We start from the raw sequence: 19,143 nt of genomic DNA, 5'->3' as shown, positions 1-19,143 counted from the left end.
CTTCGCGGCTTGCGGCCTTGACCGGCTGTCGCCGCCCCGGCAAGGGCTTGCCATGCGAGCAAGGCTCATTGGGAAGCGGAGCGCTTCCCTTCCGGAGGTGAGATCGTTGCAAGCTGGTCGCTCCTCCCGGGGCTATTCTCGTATCAGAGGCGGTAAACCGCCGTCTGCAACCATTTCTACGCCACCGTACGACGAATCAATTTTCCTGCTTCCGCCCTGAGTTTCCTTGTTGTTCTGATCCGATGGATTCCGACGAGGGAATATTGGAATGGCGGCGGAAGAGGAACGGACGGGCGTTCATCCGGCCAACGACAACGGCTCGCGCACAGGCGAACCGCTCGACCCGCGCATTCTGCGGATTGCAGAAGCGATCGGCCGACAGCTTGCCCGCGAGCAGGCCAAGCCTCCGGCCGCCGCCAATGACAACGAACCGCGGCAACGATAGCGTCGTCAGAAATGGCTTCCCCAACACTGGGCCTGGCCGTTCTGAAGCAGCGGCATTTTCATCCTGTATGGCTCAATTTCACCAGTGACGGCGAAATTCCCGGAATAGCGTCGACAGGAGCGGAGTGCGTCGGGGCGCCCGATGAACCGACGCGCCTTGATATCGGCATAAATTCTTGAATCGATGTGGGTCCGATCTGGAGACGACGCCATGCCCAAGGTTGCACTTTACGCCCGTTATTCGACTGACAATCAGAGCGTGGTGTCAATCGAGGACCAATTCCGCATCTGCCGTGAGCATGCGGGCAGGGAGCGGTGGCAAGTTATCGATACCTATCATGACGCCGCTATCTCCGGCGCCAGTGTCATTCTCCGGCCGGGGGTCCAATCGCTGTTGCAGGATGCCCAGCGCGGCAAGTTCGACATTGTGCTGGCCGAAGCATTGGACCGCGTCTCGCGCGATCAGGCCGACGTGGCGACTCTGTTCAAGCATCTCCGTTTCGCCGGCGTGCAAATCGTCACCCTGGCCGAGGGGGAAATCTCAGAACTTCATGTCGGTCTCAAAGGCACGATGAACGCTCTGTTCCTGAAAGACCTTGCCGCCAAGACCCATCGAGGTTTGCGCGGACGGGTGGAGAAGGGTAAGGCCGGCGGCGGGCTCTGCTATGGGTACGACGTGGTGAAACGTACCGATAGCGAGGGCGAGCCGGTTCGGGGCGAACGCACAATCAATGAAGCCGAGGCCGCGATCGTCCGCCGCATCTTCCGGGAATTCGCGGCTGGAAAATCGCCGCGCGCCATCGCGACCGATCTGAACCGGGACGGCATTCCCGGCCCGTTCGGCCATACCTGGGGCGACACGACGATCCGGGGCCACGCCTGCCGGGGCAATGGCATCGCCAACAACGAGCTTTATGCCGGGGTGCTGGTCTGGAACCGGCAGCGTTTCATCAAGGACCCGAACAGCGGCAAGCGTGTGTCGCGTCCCAACCCCGAAGCCAAGTGGATCAGGACCGAGGTGCCGGAGCTGCGTATCGTCGATGACGAGTTGTGGCGGCGGGTGAAGCTGCGCCAGGCCGAACTTGCGAAGCAGTTCGAGGCGACAACGAACGGCGTCCGCGCCGCTCGCGCGGAACGGCTGAACCGCTTACGCCGTCCTGCTTTCCTTCTGTCGGGCTTGCTCACCTGCGGGTGCTGCGGCGGCAAATATGGCATCGTCGTCAACGACCGCTACGGCTGTCTTGGTCATTTCCGCAAAGGGATATGCGACAATGGCCGCACCATTCGCCGGGACGACATTGAGCGGCGCGTGCTGGCCGGCCTCACCGACAAACTGGTATCTCCCGAGGCTGTAGCGGTCGCAGTGCGCGCCTATGCCGAAGAGACCAACCGCCAGAACCACGAGCGGCGCGCGCAAGTGGAAGCGAGCCGCCGTGCCCTTGAGAAGGTTGAGAAGGCAACAAAAGCGATTCTCGACGCCATCGAGGATGGAATGTACCAGCCGGCCATGAAGGCAAGGATGAGCGAACTGGAGCAGCAAAAGGCCGAGATCGAGAAACGTCTTGCTGAGGCCCCGGCCGATCTGCCGGACGTACATCCGAATATCGCTGAGCACTACCGCGCCAAGGTGATCCGCCTCGCCGAAACGCTCGCCGAGCCGGAGTCCAATGGGGAGGCCTGCGTGGACATCCGCTCGCTCGTTGGCGAGGTGGTGATAACCCCCGGCGACAAGCGGGGCGAGAATCACGCCACCCTACGCGGCGACCTGGTGGCCGTTCTTGACCTTGCAGCCGGCCGTCGGAGGTCGCCTCGGCCAGAAGTTATAACAAACGCGCTTGCAGGTCCCCGATTCGAATCCTTGACCCAGGCGGAACTTCACCGTGCCGCGTCCACGGGGCATGCTGTCGGCGGGCGTCGAAGCCGACGATTTCGAGCGTTCGCTCAGCCACGCCTATGGCGACGGCGCCGCCGGATGTCTCGCGGGGCGCGCGATCTGGCCGCAGGCGTTCCGCATTTCCTCGATTGCGCCGACATGGAGCATGTGCCGAGACCGCTTGGAGTTACCTAGAATGGCCCTTGTTTGGTTGGAGCGGCCTGCTGGTCGCCATCCTTCCGGCGCTCAAATTGAGCCCGGGGACAGCTAGCTCAAATTGGCCCATGATGGATTGGAGCGATTCATGTGTCCCGCATAAAAGCGTCGGACCGTCAACGCACCGAGTTCCGGAATGATCCTTGTTCAATTTGAACAACCGGCCAGACTACACCTTGCTTTCTGTCGCAAGCCGCCCGTTGAGTTGCTCGTCGGCTACCACCTCTTCCGAGCCAATCCTGCAACGAGGCCCTCTGGGTCATCGATGGGCCCAACGCAGCAAATACGGCATTGCTGATCGCCTGCTGCTGGCTGCGTAGATGATCTTCGAGAAGCTTGTGCCGCGTAATGTAGCCTGCGTTTACACCGGGAATGGCATGGTTCATCAGGAGCTTGGCGTCAACTTCCGAGACACCGGCTGCAGTCGCAATCGTACGGAAGGTTTGGCGGAGGTCGTTACCCCACTTCGATAGCATTTCCCGGTCCTCTTTTGTTTCCGCCAAATGCCCCGAGGTGCTGTCGGCCGGAAACACCCACTCTTGTGCCTGCACAGGATACATTTGCCTGCTGAACCGGATCGCGCGGACGAGGCAAATGATCATCTGACGTGACAACGGGATTCGAAGGCTTTCTTTTTGCCGCCCTTCGGTTTGGGAATGTGCAGCGCCCGCCGCCGAAAATCGATGTGTTCCGGTTTAGCTTCCTGGAGCGCAGTGGGCCGAGAACCGCAAAGGAGAGTAAAGAGGTGGAACTCTCTCCGCACGGGGTTGTCGAGGGCGGCGAGTTGCGCGAACCAGCCCTTCAGGTCGGCGGAGCCCATCCCGGTGTTGCGGCGCTCCTCTTCATTCCAGTCGACCGCATCGGCCGGGTTATCTGACGGCAACGACCTGTTCGTCTTCCGTGCATGATTATAGATGGCCCGCAGAGTTCGCATGCTGCCGTTGGCCATGTACGGCCCATTCTCTCTTGTGATTTCGTCGTGCTTCCTGGCCACCCGAGCCGGGTCTGTTGCGAGCTCATGCAGGGCGGTGTCGAGCCAATCCGCAAAGATTCGCTCGACGTGGTCGCGATAGCCGCTGATGGTCTTTTCACTGCGGCTCTTGCGCATCAGATGTGCCTCGAGATACCGCTGCCAGGCCTGCCTGAGGGTGATCCTTGCGACTGTCCCCCCAATCTCCATCGCCGGAGCGGGATTCGTCCCTTCGGCTTGCTTCTCGTCCTTCGGATGCCGCCCCCGGCTAATCTGAGCCAAATATTCCTTGGCAATGGCGCGCGCAGCTCGGGTTGACATCTCGCTGGCGTTGCCAATGGAAACCCTAATGGATGAAGCCCGCCCGGTGAGAGAAATTCGAATATCGGTCATGACGAGAGTCCAGGGCCGCCAAAACGGTTTTCAAACGGTGTTGGCGGATCGAGCTATTTGGAGGTTTGAGTTCGACGGAGCGCGAAACTATGCGAGAAACATCTATAAACAAAGGGCTTCTCGAATACTCATCGTAACGCGGCGTGCAATCGAAACTGCAGGGAAGGGATGATCTTAAACTCTTAATCAGCGGGTCCCAGGTTCGAGCCCTGGTGCGCCCACCATCCTTAAGAGATTGGCCCGAAGGGGCTTTTTATTTTCTCCGACAGAACAAGCCGGATTTCGTGCGACGGTTTTGTGAGGGCCGGCGTGGCGAGATTGCTGTTCGGCTTTTCCTTTGTTTCTGTACCTTCACCGATAGAGCGCGCGGATCCTGTGGGCTAGGTCAATTTCATGCTCGTCGTAGAATGGGATGCTGGAGCGAGCAAAGCGGACAATCTGTTATACGCTTCGCCGCAAGAATCGCCTGCTAAAGGCCAGAACCGGATTGATTGGGTCGGGGATTCGATTCCCTCTCCTGCTAGCAAGCCTGCGATCTTGCACTCCCCCTTCGGCATATCAGCACCTACGGCCTTGGAGGGACCCCATGTGTTGCAGTTTTAAGAAATCAATGCTGCGAACAATTCTCACCGGCGCTATATGCCCTCCCAATTCAGCGCCCCCCAATCCGCGCCTGCGTCACTCCACCGCGCCGGTCGTCAGTTTCCCGTCAGCTTCTCTCACTAGCATTCAGAGAAACAAGAAACGGACGTGCTGGGCTCTTGCGCCGCTGGCCTAAACTCTGCCCCGGGAGCGGGCCAGCGGCGGCAACGCAAACGGCATGGAAATCCGGCAGCGAGGAGACTATTCTCCACGCCAAATGACCATGGGGAGGCTCCGATGTCTTGGCGCAACTGCCTATTGGCTTTGCTGCTATGTCAAGGATCGACCGTTCAAGCTGCCTCGATGAACAAGCACGACCCATGGGACCCGCAGCATATTTCCGATTTGCCACCGGAGATCCGGCAATACATCGGTGGGCTTTGCAAGGGACCGGCCGTGGCGCAACATGATTTTGCGACCTATGACCCGCAGGAACATCGCTGGCGGATCAACATCGAATATCTAAATTGCCAAGGGCTCGCCGATGACTACCGCCACGGCAATCAGTGCCTCGATGTCGATTTCGTTGAAGTCGGATCGCACTACCGTCTTGCTCGCAAGACCTACGCAGCCTGTGGTTTCTGAAAAAAGCCCGCCAGAGTAACGTTTTGCCAATCAGTTGAACCGCCCCCACTCTGCAAAGAGTTGGACGACGTCCGCAAGGGGGCAAGACGCGATGTTGAATTGCCGTCAGGTTTGCTTCTGAAAGCCGGCATGACTCGGGTTCAAACGACCTTCAACTACCGACCAATAGCCGACATAAGAAGCGAGGGTGCCATCAACCGTGGCGGACCGATGACATGCGACTCTCGATTCTCTAGTGAAGCCACCGATACTGCCAGATGTATATCAACGCTCCGGCGGTGTAACCCAAGAGTGCGAGTCCGCTGATCCTTCGCATGTACCAGATGAGCCTGATGGCGTTGATGTTCTTCAGCAGCCGGCAGGGCTGTGACGAGGCCGCCGACCCCTTTCAAAACAAGGAGCGAAAATAGATGATGAAGTACATCGCGATCTTTCTGAGCGTCATGTTCGGCAGTTTTCCATTCGCTCTTGCGCAGAGCGGCTCCGCGGCAGGGCAGACGACGACCAGTTCCTCAAGCGTGCAGGGCACCGCAGGAACGAATGTCGGAGGCACTGTGAATACCAATCAGGGCAACAGCTACGGCAACAACGCCACCGGTGGCCCAAGCAGCGGAATGAACCGCACCGGCCAGCCCGCCAACAACAACGCGCCATCAGTGCCTCCGGGCCAAGGGACCGGCAAGTAGCGGCAGGCCCACGGGCGGTCTACTGAAACAGTGACGCACCCTCACGCGGGCGACGTTGCTGCATCAACCTTGTCATGCGTCGTCGAGAGCGCTGACGTGAGGTGACGATCTCGCCAGTATTGCGATCGGGTCGTCCGAGCGCATCCCGCCCGGAAGTACGTTGCCGAAAAGATCGTTGAGTGCGCGAAGACTCATACGCAGACACTGGGCGGATTGACGGAGGGGGGTCGCCGCGCTGTAGCTGAGCTCGCTGCGAAGATCGTGAAAGCGGACTGATTGTCTGCTACAGGCTTGTCGCCTTTTTGGCTGATTCAATGGAGCACCTCAACGTAAGCCGTCGAAACTGCGACCTAGTTGGCTGGAAGCCGAATGAGATCCCTCGACGTGGACCCCGACGCCGCGAAGTTATTCGGGATGGCTGGAGCCCGGTAGGCTCGCCAGACTGTCGCTGAGCGCGTCTCGTTGATCCAGCTTAATGTGCGCCCGTTGCCGTCGTGGCAGAGTTCGCGCGGGTGCCCCGCTATTTCCAGCGGATGTCCGACCCTGTGAGCTTCAGCAGCCTATGATCATCGACAGCGGAAAGGCCGATGAAATGCAGGTGACTCTGGATGAGGCATTTGCGCGGCTGCCGAAAGCTTACCGCACCGAGCAGGTCAGGGACGACATTGCTCGCGTGGTCGTCAGCGACCCCGACAATCACCGGCACACGGCAATGCAGTTCGTGCTGGAGGTGATATTTACGATCGACTGTGCGATGGATCGGCTCGCCGGCCTGAAATCGCGTTAGGGCTTTCAAACCGTTGGGTTGATGGTCCTCAGTGGAACCAAAGCGCTTAACCTGGATCAACAACTTTGGCGGGCTTTCGCCAGTGTTGCAGCCTCGCGACAGCAGCGATGAGCGGCGAGCATTAATTTCGCGCGGCATGCGGCGAACATGCCGTATTTTCACTCTCCCTTGGGGACAATCGTATGAAAAAACTTCTCATGACTGCGGCCGGGGCACTGGCCCTCGGGCTTTCGACTCCGGCGAGCGCGGCCGGTCTGGCGTCCCGCCCCTACACCAAGGCGCCTCCAGCGGCTGTCGCCACCGTCTACGATTGGCTTCTACATAGGCGCTAACGGCGGCTGGGGCTCGAGCCGTAACAACTGGGATTCGGTTGCACCATTCCTTGTAGGCCCCGAGGGATCACACGATGCAACCGGCGGCGTTGCCGGTGGTCAGGTTGGTATCGCTGGCGGACGGGCAGCTGGGTGTTCGGACCCGAAGCGCAGGGCAACTGGGCCGACCTGCGAGGCAAGCAACCTGAGCACCTTGTTCGGACCCGGTTTCCGGAATGATTCGCGCATCGCCGCGTTCGGTCTTTTCACCGGCCAACTCGGCTGGGCCGCCAACAACGTTCTGTTCTACGTCAAGGGCGGTGCGGCTGTGACAGACAATCGGAATCGGACCTACTCGACCGCAACCGGCGCTCAACTGGCCGGCACCGGCAACGATAGCCGTTGGGGTGGTACGGTCGGCGCCGGCCTGGAATATGGATTCGCGCCCGGCTGGTCGGCTGGCGTCGAATACGATCACTTGTTCATGCAGGATCGGACCCTCGACTTCACGACCCCCGCGAGCGTGGCATTTGGGTCGGATCGCATCCGTCAGAACGTCGATCTCGTCACGGTCCGTCTTAACTACAAGTTCGGCGGCGCTTTCACTGGACGGTACTGAACCGTTTGGCTTCCGGTTCCAGTGTACTTGCCCGGCCGCATTGCGGCCGGGCTTTTTTGACCTTCCCGCGTGGCACGGCTCGCGCTCTGGCGTCGACATCTCGCTTCGATCCGGGTCACGTTGCGTGGCGCGGAGCCGGTTAATAGCGATCCGGTGCAGCTTGGAGGTCGTTGACGAGGAGGCCGTTCTCGATGTGAGCGCCCTTGACTTCGACGGAGGGAATCGAATTTCGTGCTCTCGCAGGCGGTGACAAGTCTCGGAAGTCTAGTCGTCTCGCGGAACATCGACAGGAATGAAGCGTTTGGACCCTGAGGTGTTGATATGCAGCACACGGTGCTTCTTGTGGACGACGACGCGAGCGTGCGCGAGATGATCGCGGGCATGTTGGAAGATCTCGGCTGTTTGGTGGTCTGCGCGGAGAGCGGGGCCGATGCGCTCGACCAGCTCGCGTCCAAGGACCAGATCTCAATTCTGATCACGGACATCAATATGCCTTCCATGGATGGGCATGAGCTGGCGTACCGTGCGACGCGCCTGCGGCCCGCGCTCAAGGTTCTACAGTTGTCGGGGCGCGAGCGAAGGCGCGATGGTTTTCCGATGATCAGAAAGCCTTTCTCCGAGGAAGATTTGGCCCGCGTCATGCAGTTGACCGGGGCTTGCTGAGACGTCACCAGTGACCTGTGGCGGCGAAAAATCACCGCGGCTCTGGCCGAGGAACGATTCCCCCTTTACGACTCGGGACCAGGGCGAATCCGCACAGTTGGCCGCTTTCGATCCGGTACGCGCCGGCCGACAGCTTGTCCATTCCGGTGGCTCGCTGTGAACGCGTTTCTCTCTGTCCGGCCTTGTCGAGTTCTGCCGCGACCTGACCGTAGTTCAACAGTGCAACCAATGTCGTTCCAGGATGTTGCCCAGCAACGTCGGGAGGAAAAAATCATAGCCGTATTGGGCAACCGAAGCTTGCCCACGTTGCACCAGATAGGCGCATTCGACCGAGCCTGCGACGATATGCGAAAACTCACCGAGCGCGACCACGTAGGTCATGATCACGATGACCTGCACCCGCGATCCCTTTGTCGCCGGCAGAAGCCACATCATCAGCGCAATGAGCCAACCGGCGAACACGGCTCGGACGAAAGTCGCCGAAAAGGTACCATCGACGGTGTGACGGCCCAGCACCAGAAATGCGTCCGTAACCTCGAGCCTGAAGATATTCCCGCGTGCGAGCCCGTATCCGATCGCCCATGTGCCCGCGATATCCGAGGCCAGCACCAGCCCCCACAGCTTGAGCAACTTGATCAGTGTGCCGAGGTTTCGGTGATGCAGCAGAGGCAGAATTGGGGTGAGCGTGTTCTCCCTGAAGAGTTGCTGTCGCCCCAGCACCACGACGAGGAAGCCAACGGTGTAGCCGAGCGGCGCGACGAGCCGCTGCGCAGTCTGATCGGAGAGCGCCGCGTGAAATTCTCCCTGCACAACCAGCGACAGACCGATCGACAGGCCGGCTGCAAGACCCGACATGAGGATGGCCCACCAACGCGGTTCGAGCTCCTGCTCGCCCTCGGCGCGGATCGTCTCGTGGATAAGCGCCGCACTCGGCCTGCTCTGGGACTCGATCTCCGCGGTCTGGCGAGGCGAGATTCCGTCGAGTTCCGAGGCTGGGCTGAATGACTGCGGTTCGCTCGGCTTGTCCATGTTCTGCGCTCAGGGAAATTTCGTCCGACAGCTTCAAAGCGCCCAAAGGTGATCCGTTCCTCGCAAGCGGCCGTTCATGGCCGTTCGTAGACCAGCGCCGCCGACCGGCGTTTCGACGCGTATATAAGTCGGCGATTCTTTCGCAATTCTGTACCACTGGTTCACTTATGCGAATGCGCTCGCTCGGTTGATGCAACTGTCATCGACAACGAGAGGGCGTCCAGCGTAGCTAGGAGGCGTACAATGACAGAAGTCAAGCGGCGCAATAGTTTTAAGCGTACCCAGACACTGAAGGAACGACTGCTGGAATCTGCCAAGCAGACGCGGACCTTGGCGCTGCAAATGGCGCCGTGCAGGGAGCGCGAAAATCTGATCCGCGAGGCCCGCCTGGCTGAAACCATGGCAGTCCTGGAGGAATGGATACGTTCGCCCGGCCTGCGCTCGCCCGATTAGCGCCGCTGCGGCTCGCATCAGTAGGCCCGTGCGTCCCGCGGGCGCCTTGATAAAGTGCTCCTAGGAACGACCGGTGCTGCGGGGGTTTGAGCAAGGTCTCATAATGGAAGCCGCTCATGCAAAGTTCCGATGGCGTTTTGTCAAGCGCCGGCCTAACTCGCGTCACAGACGAGATCTGGATTGTAGATGACAAGCCAATCAGTGCCGCCGGTCAGGAGCTGCCCGTCCGCATGGTCGTCGTCCGGCTGTCCAACGGTGATCTCGTGCTGCATTCGCCGGTGCGATATTCCTCCGACCTCCGTCACCATCTGGAGCGATTGGGCGCGATAAGATATCTGTTGGCGCCGAACATCGCGCATTGGATGTTCCTGCCCGAGTGGCAACGGGAACTGCCGCACGCAAAGGCATTCGCCGCCCGCGGCCTTTCGACCCGCAGGCAGGTGCGCGCGGCGGGCATCCGCATCGACCGCGAACTGGCAGGCGTTACGCCGGAGGAATGGACCGCCGACTTGGAGACGGTAGCGGTGGATGCCCCGATGTTCTGCGAGATCGAGCTGTTCGACAAGCGCAGCCGAACGCTGATCCTGACGGATCTCGTGCAGAACCTTGATCTCGATCATCTCAGCGCGACGAACGAGGCCGCAGCGAACCTGCTCGGCATCTCCGGGCCGGACGGCAAGGCGCCGCTCTACCTTCGTCTTCTGTTGCGTCTCGGTGGCCGTTCGGTCGGAGCCGCAGCGGAGCGGCTCGTGAGCCTGGCACCAGAGCGGGTGATTTTCGCGCATGGCGACTGGTTCCAAACGGACGGGACCGAGCGCCTGCGGCAATCGTTGCGCTGGGTTGTTTCTGCGGATGCCGCGAGACGTGAGCAAGGACAGATGACCGGCACGCGTGTCGTCATCACCGGCGCCTCGAGCGGCATCGGCCGTGCCACGGCGCTGGCGTTTGCTCGCAAAGGTGCAAGCGTGATTCTGGCGGCACGCCGTAGCGATATCCTGATGCGCCTTGCGGAGGAATGCGAGGCGCTCGGTGGCCAAGCCTTGGCCGTACCGACCGATGTCACCGATGCCGAGGCGGTGCAACGATTGGCGAGGCAAGGCGAAGACGTCTTCGGCGGCATCGACGTCTGGATCAACAACGCCGGCACCGGCGTTTTCGGGGCCTTCCAGGATGCGGATATCGTGCTTCATCGCCGGACCATCGAGGTCAATCTCCTTGGCACCATGTATGGCGCCTTTGCCGCGGTGCCGATCTTCCTGCGCCAGAAGCGCGGCATCCTGATCAACAACATCTCGCTAGGCGGTTGGGCGCCGACGCCGTTCGCCGCGGCCTACACAGCGAGCAAGTTTGGTCTGCGCGGCTTTACCGCAAGCCTGCGCCAGGAGCTGCGGGCGCATCCCAACATCCACATCTGCGGCGTCTTTCCGGCCATGGTCGATACGCCGGGATTCGTCCACGGCGCCAACGTGTCCGGGCGGATGCTCGATCCGGGTCCGCTGCTCTACCAGTCCGACGACGTCGCTGAAACATTCGTTCGCCTCGTGCGTGCGCCTCGCGACGAGGTCGCGGTCGGCTGGCCCGCGCGTGCAGGTCAAATTGCCTATGCGATGGCTCCGAAGGTCACCGAGAATGTCGTGGGAGCAGCTTTCCAATTCCTGCTGTCGCGGGCGCGTCCCGCCAAGAGCAGCGAGGGCACCATGATCGACGCTGGTCCCGAAGGCAGATCGCTCGATGGCGGTTGGCTGGCGCGAAAGCGACTTCCGCCGGCCGGCGTGATCAGCAAGGGACTCGCGGTGCTCGGGATTGCGGCCTGCGTCGCCGTTGCCGCCTCGCAGGCGTTTGGCGGTCCCCGAAGGCCCGCGCGGGTGAGGCGGCGCGGGGCCTCGTCCCGTTAGCCGAAGCGGACATGATAGATCGGCGCTTTCCTCGAAAAACCACCGGGGGCCGCGCCCTCGGCCATCGCGCGGGAAAGTGCCTTCCAGCCTTGGCGTGATCTAGCTTGCTCCCTCAAACGTATCTTCCAAAGCAAAATCAGGTCGGTGGGAGAGCGCGTATGACGCGGTATTATTTTCACGTTCTGGACGGCACCGCCATCACGGATGAAACCGGCGAGGAATTTCCCGACATTAAAGCGGCCAAGGCCGAAGCCGTCAAACTGGCCAGCGGTCTACTCGCCGACGGGCTTGGGGAGACATTTTGGCAGGGGCACCCTTGGCAGATCGTTGTCAGTGACAGCGCCTCTCCCGAACACGGTCGTATCTTTTTCTCGCTGACCTTATCGGTCGATGAGTAGGTCGCTAACGAAGACTCGTTCAATCGCGGCTGCGAAAAACTTGTATACCTCGATCGCGTTCCTGGGGTTGTATAGCTGGTCAGCTTGCGAGTGCCGGAAGGCTGACGGTCGGATCATCGCTCAACGTTGTGACGGTTTCTCCAGCGCATAGGCGCGGACATAATCGCCGAGCCTGGTGCCGAACGATCCATGGCCGCCGTCCACCGTGACGACGTATTGCTTGCCGCCGGCTTCATAGGTCATCGGCGTCGACTGGCCGCCGGCGGGAAGGCGGTCCTGCCAGAGCTGCCTGCCGTTGCGAACGTCGAAGGCGCGGATGTAGTCGTCCATCGTTCCCGTGATGAAGATGAGTCCGCCTGCGGTCACGATCGGCCCTCCCAGCATGGGAACGCCGAGCTTGAACGGCAGCGGCAGCGGAGCCTGATCGCGGATCGTGCCGATGCGGTGCTGCCACACCACCTTATGCGTCCTGAGATCGATTGCGGCGATATTGCCCCAGGGCGGTGCGAGGCAGGGAATGCCGAGCGGCGAAAGGAAAGTGCCGAGATCGACGCCGTAGGGCGCGCCGTACATCGGCTGAACGCCAAGCTCCGTGCCGGGCGGATGTGTCGCGTTTGGGGCCGCCGGGTTGTCTTTCCCGCGCGGCACGAGGCGCGAGACGAAGGGAATGGACTGGGGATTGGCGATTGCGATCTGGCGCTTCGGATCGACCGCAATGCCGCCCCACTCGAACATGCCGAAATCACCAGGGAACACCAGCGTGCCCTGCTCCGACGGCGGTGTGAACGGGCCCTCGTAGCGCAGGCGTTTGAACTTGATGCGGCAGACCAGCTGGTCGAACATCGTGCTGCCCCACATCTGCGCATCCGTGAGCATGGCGCGGGGACGGAAACTCAGATCGGAGAAGGGCTGGGTCGGGGAGAGGCGGTCGCCGGGCGCGGCGCCCTGGGGCACCTGCTTCTCCGGCGCCGGCACCAGTTGATGTCCGTCGCGCCGGTCGAGCACGAAGATGTCACCTGTCTTGGCCGGGATGTAGATCGCCGGCGTGACGCCGCTATTCGATCGCAGATCGACCAGGCTCGGCTGTGAGGGCATGTCCATATCCCAGAGATCGTGGTGCACGTTCTGGAACGACCAGCGCAGCTTTCCGGTCATGATATCGAGCGCCACCAGCGCCGAATCGTAACGCTCCTTTTCGGGCGAACGACCGCCGCCCCAGATGTCCGGCGAGCTCGAGCCGAGCGGGACGTAGACGAGACCCAGATTTTCGTCGACAGCCGAGATGCTCCAGGAATTGGGCGAGCCGGCGGTGAAATGATGCGAGGCCGAGGGCATCTCGTTCGGGTCGGGATTGCCGGCATCGAAGGCCCAGATCAGACGCCCGGAATAGATGTCGAAGCCGCGGATCACGCCGGACGGCACCCGGTCGGAATAATTGTCGGTCACCGCGCCTCCGACGATCAGCACCTTGTCGGTGACGACCGGCGGCGAGGTGCCTTCGTAGAAGCCGAGCGTCTGGACCTCGCTCCCTTCCTTGAGGTCGATTTGCCCATGCTGGCCGAAACTCTCGCAAGGCTTGCCGCTCTGCGCATCCAGCGCGAACATCCGTCCATCGTTGGTCGGCACGAAGATGCGCTCGGCACAATCGCTCGGCGCCGGCGCGCCGTCCGCGGACGCTGCGCCGGGCTTGGTGGCGTGATAGGCCACGCCGCGGCAGGTCATGTGCTGGAAGGCCTTGTTGTGCTGGACCTGCGGATCGAACTTCCAGCGCAGTTTTCCGCTAGCGGCCTCCAGCGCGAACACGATCTGATGCGGCGAGCAGGTGTACAGCAGATCGCCCACCTTGAGCGGCGTCGCCTGATTGGTAATCTCGTCCGGATCGTCCGGCCTCTTGTGGTCGCCGGTGCGGAATTCCCAGGCAAGCCTCAGGTTCTTCACGTTGTCCCGGGTGATTTCGCTGAGCGAGGAATAACGCGTGCCGAAGCCGCTGCCGCCATAGGCGGTCCAGTTCCCGGCGGCCGGGGCCTCGGCCGGTTCGGGCGCGGTAGTGGCGCCGGCGGTCTCGTTCTCCGCCAATGTGCCCGTGAGATCGTGGCGATCGCTCGTCAGGGAGACACCGAGCACGATGGCCGCGGCGATCAGAACGACCCCGAGGGCCCGCCGGGCGATCCGCCAGCGCGGCCCAAGATGAGATGCGATGAACGGCAGCATCAGCCATGCCCCCACCGGGGCCAGTACATCGCCGCGCGGCGCCAGCGTCCAGAAATCGAGGCCGACTTCCCAGATAGCCCACACCATCGTGCCGAGCAGCAGCACGGCATAGACCCAGAGCGCCTCGGCGCGGCGGATCGCGAGCAGCCAGCCTGTGAGCAGCAGCATGGCGCCGGCGATCAGATAGTAGACCGAGCCGCCAAGCGCTGCGAGCCAGGCTCCGCCGCCGGCAAGAGCAAGGCCCATGATGGCGACGACCACAATGGTGATGGCCAGCCACGGCGCACCCCGGAACCAGTTTGTTGAACCAGATGTTGGAGTCATGTTGGCTACTTCAGCGTATAGAGAAACGCCGCGATGTCGCGCGCGTCCTTCTGCGGGATGCCTATCCTCGGCATGGCGTTGCCGGGCAGCGCCCTTTGCGGATCCTCGATCCAGTTAGCCATGTTGTCCGGCGAATTCTGAATGTAGCCGGCGATGTAGGTCCGCGTCCCGATGCGATGCAGGGGCGGCCCGACATTGCCTTCGGCGCCGGCGATGCCGGGAATATCGTGGCAGCCGCCGCACTGGTACTGCTTGACCAGGTCGGCGCCCCGACGCGCATCCCCCATGAAATTGTCCGGGCCCGCAGCCTTGCCTTGCTCGCAAGCAGCGGCCGCCAGCGCCAGCATTGCGGCGATGAGCGATCGTGCGACCGGGCTCATTATCGGCATCTCCGTTCAATCACGGCTTCTGGCCGAAATTGAAAGCTTTGGTGGCGGACCACGGATCGGTCGTCGAGACCTGCTCCGTCGGGACCTGTTCGACCTCGGGCGACAGCGGGTTTGCCGAGAAGGTCCGGCCCCATTGGCGGCTCGGCTCGTTGCTGATCTTGCCAATATAGGTGACGAGATCCCAGATCACGCTGTCGGGCAGCACGCCGCCCCAGGCCGGCATTCCGTTCGGGCGTCCCTGGTAGATCGAGAGATAGATGTTCTCGGGCTGCTCGCCGTAAGTGAAGGTGTTGTTGCTCAGCGCCGGTCCCATGCCGCCCCCGCCATTGGCGGCGTGGCAGCCGACGCAGTTGAAGTTGACGTAATAGGTCATCCCGCGCTGCGCTGCATTCGGGTCGCCCTGCACCGGGTTCTTGATCTGCGGCGGGTCCGGCTGTGCGCCCGGAAACAGATGGCTGACCGGAACCTGCATGAAGACGCCGGGCCTGCCGTTGCCGATGCTGCCGCCGAAATTGGGGCGCGGCGCCAGCGTCGGCATTTGCGCCTCCTGGGATTGCGGCAGGGTCTGCTGGGCGAATGTCGCGTCGCTCAGTGCGGACAATAGCAGCAGCGACAGGATGCTTGCGCGCAACGACATCACTGGTTTCCTCCCGACGCCGTGACGGGCAGATCGACCAGAGGCACGCCGTATGATCGCAGCAAGGCGTTGATCTCGGATCGGTGCTCGTCGATGAAGGCATTGAGCCGAGCGCGCAGGGCGTGATCGCCTTTGCGCACGCCCATCGCGATGGCGAACTGGAATTGCTGAGGCGCGAAGCGCTCGGTATCCCGGATCGGCGTGACCGTCAGCGGCACAGGGGAGCGCTGGGCGAAATAGCCGCCCAGCGGCCCCCAGGCGGCGGCGACATCGACCTCGCCGTTCTCGACCGCCTCGATCAGGCGCGCCGGCGGATTGGCCTCGCGATAATCGCCGTAGATGGAGTAGCCGCGCACGTTCTCGACGATGCCCTGGTCGCCGAGCGCCTGTGCAGGAGGCGGATTGTTGCCGTCATCGCCGATCAGATGCACGGCGATCGTAAGACCGTGAAGGCGCGGATCAATCAAAGAGGAGAGATCGAGGTGCCGGTCTTGCCGCGTGACGAAGACATAGCTCGAGCGATAATAAGGCCTGGTCGTCTCCACGAGATCGTAGCCGGCCGGCACGCCGATCACCACGTCGCATTGGCCGGCTTTCAGCGTATTGCGGATGAAGCCGCGCCGCTGCGCCCACCAGCTGTAGGAGACCTGCTCGCCGAAATGCGCGGCCACCATGGCGGCAAGCTTGTTTTCGAATCCCGCCTCGGCGCTATTCGAAAACGGCAAATTGTTCGGGTCGGCACAGACGCGAAGCTGGCCGTCCGACGCTGCGGCTGCTGTGGTCACGAGCGCCAAAACGCCGGCAACGATGGCGGCACGGCTATTTCGCAGGCGCATGGCTGTTGTCCTCACCATTGGCGCCGCCGAGCTTGAACACCAGCAGTTCGCTCCCGCCCGCGGTGTAGAACGGCAGGTCCTGCATGGCGCCGGTGAAGCCCAGTGCGCCGTTACGCACGCGCGGATCGACCTCGGCATTTGCGACGACACCCGGCCAGCCGCCGACGCCCGACAGGATCGCGATGTATTGCTGTCCGTCGGAGCCACGATAGGAAATCGGCTGGCCGACGAACCCGGAGCCGGCGCGAAATTGCCAGAGGACATGCCCATCCCTGGCATCCACCGCCCTGAACAGGCGATCCATGGTGCCGTAGAAGGCGACGTCGCCGGCGGTCACCAGCGCGCCGCTCCAGACCGGCAACTTCTCGTGGATCTCCCAGACCTTCTTGCGTGCAACGGGATCCCACGCCATGAACTCGCCCCGATGCCCGCCGGGACCTGCGTACATGTCCACATCGGCGCCAACATAGGGCGTGCCTGCGATGTAGCCGACCTGCGACGCCTTGAAGCTCATGCAGAGGTGTTGGTGCGGCACGTAGAGCAGCTTGGTGCGCGGCGACCACGCGCTCGGCTGCCAATCCTTGGCGCCCGGCGCGGCCGGGCAAATGTTCTCCACCGTCTTGCCAACGAGCGGCGTCTTCTCCTCGTTTGGGATGATCTTGCCGGTCTTGAGGTCGACGCCGTTATACGCGTTGACGAATTCGAAGGCGTCCGCCGAGATCACCTCGCCGGTGGCGCGATCCATCACGTACATATAGCCGTTGCGGCCGGGGTGAATGAGAACCTTGCGCGTTTGGCCATTGAGCTCGAGGTCCACAAGTACGTTCTCGTTGATCTCGTCGTGATCGAACAGATCGTGCGGATTGATCTGGTAAGCCCATTTGGCGCGGCCGGTGTCCGGGTCGCGGGCGAAGATCGTGGTGCTCCAGAGATTGTCGCCGCTGCGCTGGTTGGCGTTCCATGGGCTCGGATTGGCGGTGCCGTAATAGATCAGGTTGAGCTCGGCATCGTAGGAGATCCATCCCCACATCGTGCCGCCGCCGACCTGCCAGCGGTCGGCGGGCCAGGTCTTCACGCCGAGATCCTTGCCTTTGAGATTGTCGTAGAACGGCTTGAAGTCGTCGCCGATCAGCACGTCTTTGTCCGGCCCGGTCGCGTAGGCGCGCCAAGCGATCGCGCCGGTGTTTTCATCGAGTGCGGTGACCCAGCCGCGCACGCCCAGCTCGCCGCCGCTGTTGCCGACGAGAATCTTGCCCTTGACCACCACGGGAGCCATCGTGAGGGTCTCGCCCTTGTTGATCTCTCCGAGTTTGGTGTGCCACAGCTCCTTGCCGGACCTGGCGTCGATCGCGACGGTGTGGTCATCGAGCGTGTTGAGGAAGACCTTGCCGTCGTCGAACGCGAGCCCGCGATTGACCACGTCGCAGCAGGCAACCCCCGCGGCCGCAGGCTCTGGCTTCGGTGCGTAGGACCATTTCAACTCGCCTGTCGTGGCATCGAGCGCGAACACGCGGTTGGGATAGGGACCTGCATAGGGGCCGACCACGTACATGGTGCCGTCGACCACGAGCGGCGCCGCCTCCTGGCCCCGGTCGGCGCCGACCGAGAAGGTCCAGGCAAGCTGGAGGCGCGAGGCATTGGACGCGTTGATCTGGTCGAGCTCGCTATAGCGCGTGTTGGCGTAGTCGCGCGCCGCCATCGGCCACTGGCCCGGGTCCTTCATCCGGCTGGCGAGATCGCTCTGTGCCGACGCCGACGACAGCACCGCACAGCAAGTGCAAAGGACGGCTGGAATCCGGTTCAGCAAACGCGTGAGACCACGCATTAACATATGTAAAGATCTCCACGGCAGTGATGAGGCCGTGCCGCGCTGCAGGCCGGTTTGCGAACGTACAAACCTTGCGCCTCCGCTTGGTTCCAAAAGGCAGAGGCGGCTATCTCACCACGTTGCCCGAGACCCCGGCACCGAGATCGACTGCGATCTGATCTTCCCTGCCGTTACATTTGGGGTGACCAAATCCCGACAGGCTTTTGCCGTCCGGTCCGATGTCATAGATGATCGCGTCCTTCATGTTGGGACTGACGCCGGCCGGCACGCGGTCGAGCCCGAGCTGGTGGCGCACGCGCCAGGCCACGTTATGATCTGCGCAGGAGCTGTCGCCGCTGACGCCCAACGCGCCCGTGATGCCGTTGCCGTCATACAGTGCCAGCCCGCCTCCGAACACGATCACGCCGCCGACCGGCTTGCCCACCATCGGATCGCGGGCCGTGCCGAATTCCTCCGGTGGTCCCGCGTACAGGACCTCCGGGGACGGCGGGTTGCTGAGCGCCGCGCCGAACAGGAACCCGCCCGGTTGCGCGCCGGCATAGAGATTGGCCGTCGCCATCGCCTTGTCCTTCAGGCTGAATGCATTCGCCGTGTTGGCCTTCTCGGCTGCGATGGCCCGGCTGCCCAGCCATTGGTCGTCGACCTTGCCGCCGCTGTAGGCGACTGCGCAGACGATGCCCTGCCGATTAACGACGGCGGCCCACTCGTTATTGTCAAATCCGCCGTTGCTCGGGCCGCCGCCCGGCTTCACGTTCTTCCTGAGCGTGTCGGCGAGCTGGTCATGGTCTATCGGACAGGACAGCTCCGGATGGGGCTGGTCCTGTGCCAAGGAGGTTATCGGCAGCGAAGATGCCGCGGCTGCAAATGCAGCGGCCGCCATGACGGAGAGTTTTCCCATATCGCCTCCGGGGATCTGACGTTTGGCAGGCGAACGTCGGACTCGAACCTGCGGTT

16 protein-coding genes and 2 pseudogenes are annotated in these 19,143 nt (G+C 62.3%); 10 read left to right on the top strand and 8 right to left on the bottom strand.

Annotation, left to right across the window (positions count from 1 at the left end):
• Positions 1–268: 268 nt before the first annotated feature.
• Positions 269–445, top strand: a complete 177-nt coding sequence (locus IVB46_RS06015) for a hypothetical protein (RefSeq protein WP_247316203.1) — start codon at positions 269–271, stop codon at positions 443–445.
• A 210-nt stretch (positions 446–655) separates the two neighbouring features.
• The gene (locus IVB46_RS06010; RefSeq protein WP_247342283.1) at positions 656–2,512 is read left to right on the top strand and encodes a recombinase family protein; all 1,857 of its coding nucleotides are present in this window, start codon (positions 656–658) and stop codon (positions 2,510–2,512) included.
• Positions 2,513–2,649: 137 nt separating this feature from the next.
• Here IVB46_RS06010 and IVB46_RS06005 read toward each other — a convergent pair.
• Positions 2,650–3,866 (bottom strand): annotated as a pseudogene (locus IVB46_RS06005) (integrase); the annotation flags it as partial.
• Positions 3,867–4,841: 975 nt separating this feature from the next.
• On the opposite strand from IVB46_RS06005, the gene IVB46_RS06000 reads away from it, so the two are divergent.
• The 5 genes and pseudogenes from IVB46_RS06000 (at position 4,842) to IVB46_RS05980 (ending at position 8,189) form a co-directional block, all read left to right on the top strand.
• Positions 4,842–5,123: a hypothetical protein gene (locus tag IVB46_RS06000; RefSeq protein ID WP_247303166.1), complete on the top strand. Its 282-nt coding sequence runs from the start codon at positions 4,842–4,844 to the stop codon at positions 5,121–5,123.
• A 410-nt stretch (positions 5,124–5,533) separates the two neighbouring features.
• Entirely contained in the window at positions 5,534–5,809 is a 276-nt protein-coding gene (locus IVB46_RS05995) for a hypothetical protein (protein WP_247303092.1), read from the top strand.
• A gap of 562 nt (positions 5,810–6,371) precedes the next feature.
• Positions 6,372–6,596 (top strand): hypothetical protein, encoded by a 225-nt coding sequence (locus IVB46_RS05990; protein WP_247303090.1) that lies wholly within the window; start codon positions 6,372–6,374, stop codon positions 6,594–6,596.
• A gap of 182 nt (positions 6,597–6,778) precedes the next feature.
• Positions 6,779–7,526 (top strand): annotated as a pseudogene (locus IVB46_RS05985) (outer membrane beta-barrel protein).
• A 321-nt stretch (positions 7,527–7,847) separates the two neighbouring features.
• Positions 7,848–8,189, top strand: coding sequence for a response regulator (locus IVB46_RS05980; RefSeq protein WP_247303088.1), 342 nt, complete (start codon positions 7,848–7,850; stop codon positions 8,187–8,189).
• Between the two features lie 213 nt (positions 8,190–8,402).
• Here IVB46_RS05980 and IVB46_RS05975 read toward each other — a convergent pair whose 3' ends face one another.
• Positions 8,403–9,218, bottom strand: coding sequence for a formate/nitrite transporter family protein (locus tag IVB46_RS05975; RefSeq protein WP_346016117.1), 816 nt, complete (start codon positions 9,216–9,218; stop codon positions 8,403–8,405).
• Between the two features lie 243 nt (positions 9,219–9,461).
• Here IVB46_RS05975 and IVB46_RS05970 point away from each other — a divergent pair, with 243 nt between their 5' ends.
• The 3 genes from IVB46_RS05970 to IVB46_RS05960 all read left to right on the top strand — a co-directional run bounded on the left by IVB46_RS05970 (position 9,462) and on the right by IVB46_RS05960 (position 11,964).
• Positions 9,462–9,671 (top strand): hypothetical protein, encoded by a 210-nt coding sequence (locus IVB46_RS05970; RefSeq protein ID WP_247303086.1) that lies wholly within the window; start codon positions 9,462–9,464, stop codon positions 9,669–9,671.
• Between the two features lie 116 nt (positions 9,672–9,787).
• Positions 9,788–11,566 (top strand): SDR family oxidoreductase, encoded by a 1,779-nt coding sequence (locus IVB46_RS05965; protein WP_247342279.1) that lies wholly within the window; start codon positions 9,788–9,790, stop codon positions 11,564–11,566.
• Positions 11,567–11,724: 158 nt separating this feature from the next.
• Entirely contained in the window at positions 11,725–11,964 is a 240-nt protein-coding gene (locus IVB46_RS05960) for a hypothetical protein (protein WP_247303084.1), read from the top strand.
• A 120-nt stretch (positions 11,965–12,084) separates the two neighbouring features.
• Here IVB46_RS05960 and IVB46_RS05955 read toward each other — a convergent pair whose 3' ends face one another.
• The 6 genes from IVB46_RS05955 to IVB46_RS05930 form a co-directional block, all read right to left on the bottom strand.
• Positions 12,085–14,499 carry a glucose/quinate/shikimate family membrane-bound PQQ-dependent dehydrogenase gene (locus tag IVB46_RS05955; protein ID WP_247342276.1) on the bottom strand — a complete coding sequence of 805 codons (2,415 nt, stop codon included), beginning with the start codon at positions 14,497–14,499 and terminating at the stop codon, positions 12,085–12,087.
• A gap of 5 nt (positions 14,500–14,504) precedes the next feature.
• Positions 14,505–14,879 carry a c-type cytochrome gene (locus IVB46_RS05950; RefSeq protein ID WP_247303080.1) on the bottom strand — a complete coding sequence of 125 codons (375 nt, stop codon included), beginning with the start codon at positions 14,877–14,879 and terminating at the stop codon, positions 14,505–14,507.
• Positions 14,880–14,898: 19 nt separating this feature from the next.
• Positions 14,899–15,525, bottom strand: a complete 627-nt coding sequence (locus IVB46_RS05945) for a cytochrome c (RefSeq protein ID WP_247303078.1) — start codon at positions 15,523–15,525, stop codon at positions 14,899–14,901.
• Positions 15,525–16,361, bottom strand: coding sequence for a substrate-binding domain-containing protein (locus IVB46_RS05940; RefSeq protein ID WP_247303076.1), 837 nt, complete (start codon positions 16,359–16,361; stop codon positions 15,525–15,527). Before IVB46_RS05940 ends, IVB46_RS05945 begins: the two co-directional genes overlap by 1 nt.
• Positions 16,345–18,192, bottom strand: coding sequence for a methanol/ethanol family PQQ-dependent dehydrogenase (locus tag IVB46_RS05935; RefSeq protein WP_256468545.1), 1,848 nt, complete (start codon positions 18,190–18,192; stop codon positions 16,345–16,347). Before IVB46_RS05935 ends, IVB46_RS05940 begins: the two co-directional genes overlap by 17 nt.
• 103 nt (positions 18,193–18,295) lie before the next feature.
• Entirely contained in the window at positions 18,296–19,087 is a 792-nt protein-coding gene (locus IVB46_RS05930) for a heme-binding protein (RefSeq protein ID WP_247303074.1), read from the bottom strand.
• Positions 19,088–19,143 lie beyond the last annotated feature (56 nt).

This window comes from Bradyrhizobium sp. 61 (assembly GCF_023073075.1).
Lineage (GTDB): Bacteria > Pseudomonadota > Alphaproteobacteria > Rhizobiales > Xanthobacteraceae > Bradyrhizobium > Bradyrhizobium barranii.
This window is presented reverse-complemented; position numbering and strand designations above follow the sequence as displayed.

Coding starts and splice junctions, on each gene's coding strand:
- IVB46_RS06010 (WP_247342283.1), top strand. CDS start 656: ATGCCCAAGGTTGCACTTTACGCCCGTTATTCGACTGACAATCAGAGC.
- IVB46_RS05990 (WP_247303090.1), top strand. CDS start 6,372: ATGATCATCGACAGCGGAAAGGCCGATGAAATGCAGGTGACTCTGGAT.
- IVB46_RS06000 (WP_247303166.1), top strand. CDS start 4,842: ATGAACAAGCACGACCCATGGGACCCGCAGCATATTTCCGATTTGCCA.
- IVB46_RS05965 (WP_247342279.1), top strand. CDS start 9,788: ATGCAAAGTTCCGATGGCGTTTTGTCAAGCGCCGGCCTAACTCGCGTC.
- IVB46_RS06015 (WP_247316203.1), top strand. CDS start 269: ATGGCGGCGGAAGAGGAACGGACGGGCGTTCATCCGGCCAACGACAAC.
- IVB46_RS05950 (WP_247303080.1), bottom strand. CDS start 14,879: ATGAGCCCGGTCGCACGATCGCTCATCGCCGCAATGCTGGCGCTGGCG.
- IVB46_RS05945 (WP_247303078.1), bottom strand. CDS start 15,525: ATGTCGTTGCGCGCAAGCATCCTGTCGCTGCTGCTATTGTCCGCACTG.
- IVB46_RS05930 (WP_247303074.1), bottom strand. CDS start 19,087: ATGGGAAAACTCTCCGTCATGGCGGCCGCTGCATTTGCAGCCGCGGCA.
- IVB46_RS05955 (WP_247342276.1), bottom strand. CDS start 14,499: ATGACTCCAACATCTGGTTCAACAAACTGGTTCCGGGGTGCGCCGTGG.
- IVB46_RS05960 (WP_247303084.1), top strand. CDS start 11,725: ATGACGCGGTATTATTTTCACGTTCTGGACGGCACCGCCATCACGGAT.
- IVB46_RS05980 (WP_247303088.1), top strand. CDS start 7,848: ATGCAGCACACGGTGCTTCTTGTGGACGACGACGCGAGCGTGCGCGAG.
- IVB46_RS05975 (WP_346016117.1), bottom strand. CDS start 9,218: ATGGACAAGCCGAGCGAACCGCAGTCATTCAGCCCAGCCTCGGAACTC.
- IVB46_RS05970 (WP_247303086.1), top strand. CDS start 9,462: ATGACAGAAGTCAAGCGGCGCAATAGTTTTAAGCGTACCCAGACACTG.
- IVB46_RS05940 (WP_247303076.1), bottom strand. CDS start 16,361: ATGCGCCTGCGAAATAGCCGTGCCGCCATCGTTGCCGGCGTTTTGGCG.
- IVB46_RS05935 (WP_256468545.1), bottom strand. CDS start 18,192: ATGTTAATGCGTGGTCTCACGCGTTTGCTGAACCGGATTCCAGCCGTC.
- IVB46_RS05995 (WP_247303092.1), top strand. CDS start 5,534: ATGATGAAGTACATCGCGATCTTTCTGAGCGTCATGTTCGGCAGTTTT.